Source organism: Cellvibrio sp., from assembly GCF_053579595.1.
Map to the genome: position 1 here is coordinate 1 of NZ_JBRFPI010000270.1, position 6,291 is coordinate 6,291.

General features: G+C 44.9%; 7 protein-coding genes and 1 pseudogene. 4 read left to right on the forward strand and 4 right to left on the reverse strand.

The genetic code is table 11. From position 1 onward, the window contains the following. The 3 genes from ACWA6V_RS15280 to ACWA6V_RS15290 all read right to left on the reverse strand — a co-directional run. Positions 1–1,552, reverse strand: a 1,552-nt coding sequence (locus tag ACWA6V_RS15280) for a monovalent cation:proton antiporter-2 (CPA2) family protein (protein ID WP_449523303.1), incomplete at its 3' end; no start/stop codon positions are given. Positions 1,553–1,588: 36 nt separating this feature from the next. Continuing rightward, complete coding sequence (locus ACWA6V_RS15285) at positions 1,589–1,936, reverse strand: GFA family protein (RefSeq protein WP_449523304.1); 348 nt, start codon at positions 1,934–1,936, stop codon at positions 1,589–1,591. Positions 1,937–2,087: 151 nt separating this feature from the next. Continuing rightward, the gene (locus ACWA6V_RS15290) at positions 2,088–2,975 is read right to left on the reverse strand and encodes a hypothetical protein (protein ID WP_449523305.1); all 888 of its coding nucleotides are present in this window, start codon (positions 2,973–2,975) and stop codon (positions 2,088–2,090) included. 389 nt (positions 2,976–3,364) lie between these two features. Here ACWA6V_RS15290 and ACWA6V_RS15295 point away from each other — a divergent pair, with 389 nt between their 5' ends. Genes ACWA6V_RS15295 through ACWA6V_RS15310 form a run of 4 tightly spaced genes read left to right on the forward strand, consistent with a single transcriptional unit; the run spans position 3,365 to position 5,077 of the window. Further along, entirely contained in the window at positions 3,365–3,730 is a 366-nt protein-coding gene (locus ACWA6V_RS15295; RefSeq protein WP_449523306.1) for a DUF1428 domain-containing protein, read from the forward strand. Positions 3,731–3,771: 41 nt separating this feature from the next. Continuing rightward, a complete protein-coding gene (locus ACWA6V_RS15300) occupies positions 3,772–4,179 on the forward strand; it encodes a VOC family protein (protein ID WP_449523307.1) in 408 nt (135 codons plus the stop codon). A gap of 24 nt (positions 4,180–4,203) precedes the next feature. After that, on the forward strand, positions 4,204–4,590 hold the full coding sequence (locus ACWA6V_RS15305) for a YciI family protein (protein ID WP_449523308.1): 387 nt from the start codon (positions 4,204–4,206) through the stop codon (positions 4,588–4,590). After that, a complete protein-coding gene (locus ACWA6V_RS15310; protein ID WP_449523309.1) occupies positions 4,562–5,077 on the forward strand; it encodes a GyrI-like domain-containing protein in 516 nt (171 codons plus the stop codon). The genes ACWA6V_RS15305 and ACWA6V_RS15310 overlap by 29 nt, the downstream gene beginning before the upstream one ends. 56 nt (positions 5,078–5,133) lie before the next feature. On the opposite strand, the pseudogene ACWA6V_RS15315 reads toward ACWA6V_RS15310, so the two are convergent. Beyond that, positions 5,134–6,291 (reverse strand): annotated as a pseudogene (locus tag ACWA6V_RS15315) (hypothetical protein); the annotation flags it as partial.

Here is a 6,291-nt window from a genome sequence, read left to right on the forward strand (position 1 = left end):
CGAGTTGATAAGCATGGGCGCGGTCGCGTGCCCTAACTATTAAGGTAATGTGTGGGAAATGTGTTTTCACCAAACGTGTTACTTCCAAGGAAGCGTCAATATTTACCAGCGCAACGACTAATACTTTGGCATCCCGGATTCCGGCAGCTTCCAATAGTTCAAGACGCGTGGCATCGCCGTAATAACTTTTTACACCATAATTTTTTAAAAATTCAATGTGATCGGGATTTTTATCTAGCGCATTAAACGGAATATTACTAGCGGTAAGAATGCGGCCAATAATTTGGCCAAAGCGGCCAAAACCGGCGATGATGACTTCAGCTTTAGAGGCCTCCGGTTGCTCCAGATCTTTCAATGCATTTTCTGTGTGCAACGTTTCCTGCTGCGCATTTTCTTGCATGGTTCGCTTGCGCGAGACCAGCTCATACAACATAACCAGTGGGCTGGTCAGCGCCATGGAGATCCCCACGACCAACACAACATAATTACCAATTTCCTTGGGAATAAATGCAGATTGTTCAGCGGTAGCCATGACGACAAACGCAAACTCACCACCTTGAGCGAGCATCACCCCCATTAACAAACCATCCTTCAACGGAAACTTTCGAATGCGCAGGATGAGTGCCACCACTGAAATTTTTACCAACATTAATGTCAGTGCGAATACTAAAATCAAAAACGGCTCAGCAAATAACAAGCGCAGGTTTAGCGACATCCCCACTGCGATAAAAAATAAACCGAGCAACAATCCTTTAAAGGGTTCTATATCGGCCGCTAATTGATGGCGAAAGCTGGATTGTGCCAGTAGCATCCCGGCAAGGAATGCGCCCATACTCATAGAAAAGCCAACCATCTGCATTAAATAGGCAACACTCAACACAATTAATAAACCAGCTGCAGTGAGAATTTCACGACTGCCGTATTTGGCTACAACTTGTAACAGCGGATTAAAAATTCTCGCGCCAGCTAATAATAAAAAAGCAACAGTACACAAGCCCAACCACCAAGGTACTTGATGCTCTGCATCGGCCGAGGGCGCCCAGTTGGCAAGCAATAATAAAATAGGAATGACCGCAAGATCTTGTAATAGCAGAATTGAAAAGCCCTTGCGGCCAATCGGCACCCCCATGATTTTATGTTCTTCCATCAAAGGTACTGCAAACGCGGTTGACGAAAGGGCAAGTGCGAGGCCGATCATAAATCCCTGCTGCCATGTCAAATCCAGGAACAGCGCAATCAATCCCATAATTGCAAGTGCAGTGAGCAGCATTTGCGCACTACCCAATACACCAACATCCAACCGCATCTTCCACAACTGTTGCGGATTTAATTCCAGCCCGATAACAAACAACAGCAACACCACACCCAACTCGGAAAACTGAAAGGTCGCCTCTGGTTGATAAATCAATCCCAATTCGTGCGGACCGATAATCGCCCCCGCCACCAAATAGCCGAGAATTGCCCCTAACCCAAGGCGCCGGAATAAGGGCACAGCGATTGTGGCCGCGAGCAAATAATAAATAGCGTGCAGGAGAGATTGATGCTCGTCCATTAAACTGACTCTAAATAAATCAATGAGACTACTGGATTAAAAATCACGCCCATTAAAATGGCTCACTGGAATTTTCTCCAAATCGATATTCTCGATACAGCGGATGTTTACGGCAACAGAACGGTTGCCTTGTTGATCTTTCCCTTCTGAATAGGGGCTAACACCGCAGATCTGGCAAAACTTATGATCAATAACATGTTTATTAAACAAATAAGAACCTACATTCTCACCCGAACTTAACAGGGTAAATTGATCACCAGGAAAGAATGACAATAGCGAACCTTTGCGCTGACAAATTGAACAGTTGCACGACAGAGCACCGTCAATCACCCCCTCCACTTCAAACTTAATATTGCCGCAATGGCAGCTACCTTGATATTTCATAGCGATGCTCCTTACAGAATTAATGAATGCTGTTTTTATATTTCAAAAAAATTACTACAGAAAATGACTCAAAAAAATTCTGATGGGTGTTTTTTTGGTAGTCAATAAAATCCCTGGCAAGATTGCCCAGGGATTTTCACTGAACCAGAAATTAATAGCGGCCGACACTAACCTCGTAGCTGCCAAGATTATCGCCAATCTCTGCCGGTGTAGTTTTATCGTTAATGGCAAAAAATAATTCGCCGGCACGATCTGCATTTAATACATAATTTTCACCCGCAACCAACCAGCGCCCATAAGGGCCAATTTTTACCAACAGTGCACCTAAATACGCGCCGGGAAGGAGACAAAGCTGCCCGCAGGGCTCAGTGCCTCTAGGTGAAGAAAGTGGATAACCTGCATTGCTGGGCCATACATTAATCCGTCCAGCCGATTTGATTATTACGCGCTGACCGGCGACCACTGAAATATTGGCTGATGTATTGAAACTTGTCCCTTTCACTACAAAGCGCTTCGGTTCTGGCGCACCCGCAAGATCATAAAATTTACGCTGGCTTTTACTGAGATGATAAGAAGCCCTGGCAACGTAAATTGGCTCATTAAATTGCTGAACGGAAATTTTTAATTCATTGATACCTTCAACAAAAGGAGTGTAATCCGAACTTTTGCACAGCAATACACGCTCGTTTACCGCTAGTGCCCAATGTTGCTCTATACATTCATGAAACCAAGCGCTCACATCATAGTTATTAACTGACGCATATATTTTCAACGCTGATGGCCCACGTTGCGGTGCCAGCGCTGGTGTCGGGTAAGGTAGGGGGTAAATAGGCTCAAAATCGGGTCGATTTACCGACAGCTGAATGTTATAGGGAAGGTATACGGCGATATCAAACTTTTGCCCCACCAATACATCAGCAGTCTTTGGCTCTATCCTTAAAGTTGGCTCCATCCCGGGTTCATCCTGTGCCATCAGGTGACTGCCCACCGTTAATCCTGCAATAACAGCAAATAAAGAAAATACTTTATCAAAAGTCATACTTATATCCTATTAGTTATCCAAACAATGGTTTTTGAGCAATTCGATAATCCAAATACCTTCTCCTTGCCCCATCACTCTCTTTTATTAATACCACCTTTTTAAAAGGTGGTATTAATTTAGAGAGATTCATTTTAGCGGTGAATCCTGCTGGCGCATAAAGTTTTTCCAGATTCTGACCAAATGCACTCCTAAGAGACAAACCCAACAATCGCGCATGTTAAGCAGCAATATGCAGATATTTATCAGACAATCAGCTTGCGCTATTTCAAGAGAAATACAGCTATCCGACAAATATTGATAATTTTCTTAACGCGGCTGTCGATTTCCCCCGGTGCCATTCGACTAATCAGTGAAACACAACATTATTAACCCGAAGGAGAACTACTATGAGCCACTATGTTGATGGTTTTTTACTACCTCTCGCATCCGAAAAACTGGCGGAATACCAACAAATGGCAAATAAAGCCGGTGCCGTATGGAAAGAACACGGCGCCATTGCCTACTGGGAATGCGTAGGCGATGACCTGGACATTCAGGATCTGACTTCATTTCGCACGTCGGCAGGCTGTAAGGATAATGAAACCGTTGTGATCGCCTGGATTATTTACCCCTCGCGTGAAGAGCGCGACCGCATTAATGCATTGGTGATGGCAGACCCGCGTCTGGCCGACATGTGTGACAAAGATAACCCACCCTTTGATTTTAAACGCATGGCTTATGGTGGATTTAAAAGCATTGTACGCTACGAATAAAACCTGACTATTTTCAACCAACTATCAGGAGTAACCAAACTATGCCAACGCAAGCATTTATCAATTTCCCGGTTAAAGATCTGGAGAAATCCAAAGCATTTTTCACCCATCTAGGTTACACATTCAACCTGCAGTTTACTGACGAAACTGCGGCTTGCATGGTGATTAGCGATACCATTTATTCGATGTTGGTGACCGAGCCAAAATTTAAAACCTTCACATCAAAAGAGCTGGCCAATGGTCACGCGACTAAAGAAGTTATTATTTGCCTCTCCTGTGAAAGCAGGGAAAAGGTAGATGACACCATTAGCAGGGCTGTCGCTGCCGGCGGCAAAGCTTGGCCTGCAGAGCCGCTTGATTATGGCTTTATGTATTACCACGGTTTTGAAGATCTGGATGGCCACCACTGGGAAATCATGTATATGGACCCCAGTCACGTGCAGGAATAATAGTTATCTTTCACTGGAGTTAATATGAAATATTTGTGTATGGTTTTTTACGATGAAAATATTATTAACAATATGACATCGAGCGAGTGGAAATCACTGAACAACGAATGTGTTGCCTGCGGTGAAGGCCTGCGTGAAAGTGGAAAAATGATTGGCGGCAATGCATTGCATCCTACCGCCACCGCAACCAGCCTGCGCGTCCGCGATGGCAAAACCGTTATTACCGATGGACCTTTTGCTGAAACCAAAGAGCAATTGGCCGGATTTTATTTGCTCGATGCACGCGATTTAAATGAAGCACTACAACTCGCCAGTAATATCCCACCGGCACGTTTCGGCACCATTGAAATTCGGCCCATCCGCGAACTGGACCCAGAAAAAGATGAACGATTCCAACAGCATTTTGCTTGATCCGAACGCGGCTTTATCTCCGCGTTTTGAAACTGCAGGCCCATTATTAATTGCCGGTTTACGCGAGCCTCTGGATGAGTATGCTGCGCAAAAAATCCCGCAACTCTGGCAACGGTTGGTCGCATGCTGGGATGAGATTCCACAGCGTGTTGGCATTACAGATTATGGGCTGTGTATTCATCTGCAAGGCCATGAATACTATTACATGGCCGGTTGTGCCGTATGGGATTTTACCGGCCTACCAGAAATCTTCAGTCCGTTTATTGTTCCCTCGCAAACCTATGCTGTATTCACCCATGAAGGTCACATCAACCACATCAGGGATACCATTGGCTATGCATTTGACCAATGGCTGCCTAACTCCCATTATCGCCATGCCACTGCCCCCGAAAATGCCTTGCATTTTTTTGAGCGATATGGCGAAAATTTTGACCCGAAAATTGGCGAAGGGGATGTTGAGATTTGGCTACCAGTGGCGCGCCATTAATGCGGCGAAATAAAAAAGGAGCCTTGCGGCTCCTTGGTAGTTTTGTTTGTTTCGGCTTAGTCTTTTGTGCTTGGTGCAGATAGCGTATTGAGTGAGACAATACGCGTCTTGCTGATTTTGTGACGATAAATTTCGCGCAGGTATTTGATCGCTTTTTTCACACTATCGCGCGACAGGCGAATATCGTTGATGGAGCAGAACTTATCGGCATCATTAATCAGCTCGCGGTACTTTTTCTCGTACATGGGTTTGATCGCGTACCAGTTGGTATCGAGGATTTTGGCGGGGTTTTCATACTCATTGAGCATTTTATCCACCAATTTCTCATCAAATTCGTCGGCGCGAATAAAGTCCAGCATAGCCGCATCCAACTGCTCATCAAAACGGAAAGGATCTTTGGCAAAACAGCGTTTGATAAAGGCCACAATCAAGGTGAGGAAGTCATCGCTCAAGCAAGGACTTTTAACGATTAGCGTGGTCAATGAAATATTGGCCGATGCACCGATCACCAATGCATAGCGTTTCAGCGTAGTATTGGGGAAGAGTGCATTCAAATGGGATTTGAGTTTATTCAAATCCATGTAGGACAACTTGTAATCTTTGGGCAATGAGATAATTGACACAATTGACGAGCAATTTTTGAAGAAATGCAGATCTTTCAATTCTTCAGCGTCATAGCCCTTCTGTAAATATTTTGCCAGGGATTCGCGGTAACGGCCGGATTCAATGGGCAGCAAACTAATGCCCTCAATTGCCTGGGTTACTTTGTTAAAGTGCGGCAAATCAATTGAGCGGTAGAACAAATCATCAATATTTAATTCGCCAATTTTTTTGGTGTCTATACCGCGCAATTTATCCACGCCCTGCGGCATCATATTCGGAATAACGGACTCGGCGTAAGCAACAGCCACGGGGCCCGCCAAGCTCATAAATAAATCGTTGGCATCAAGGCGAATGGTTTCTCCAATATCGATACCGGCGCGACGGAAATAGTTTTCGTCGTAATCGGTCGTCACTGCCTGTGCGGTGAGAATGTTAAATATTTGCTGGGAAATATACTGGTTGGCGTATTTCTCCATCGCATTAACATCAATGTGCTGGATATTGCCGTCGTCAGTCGCTTCGGCGTAACGCATGATGTCGTTGGAGATTAGCATCATCGCATTCCAGGGGCGGATGCGATGCATCACACTGGCTTCACTGCTGTCTTCGTT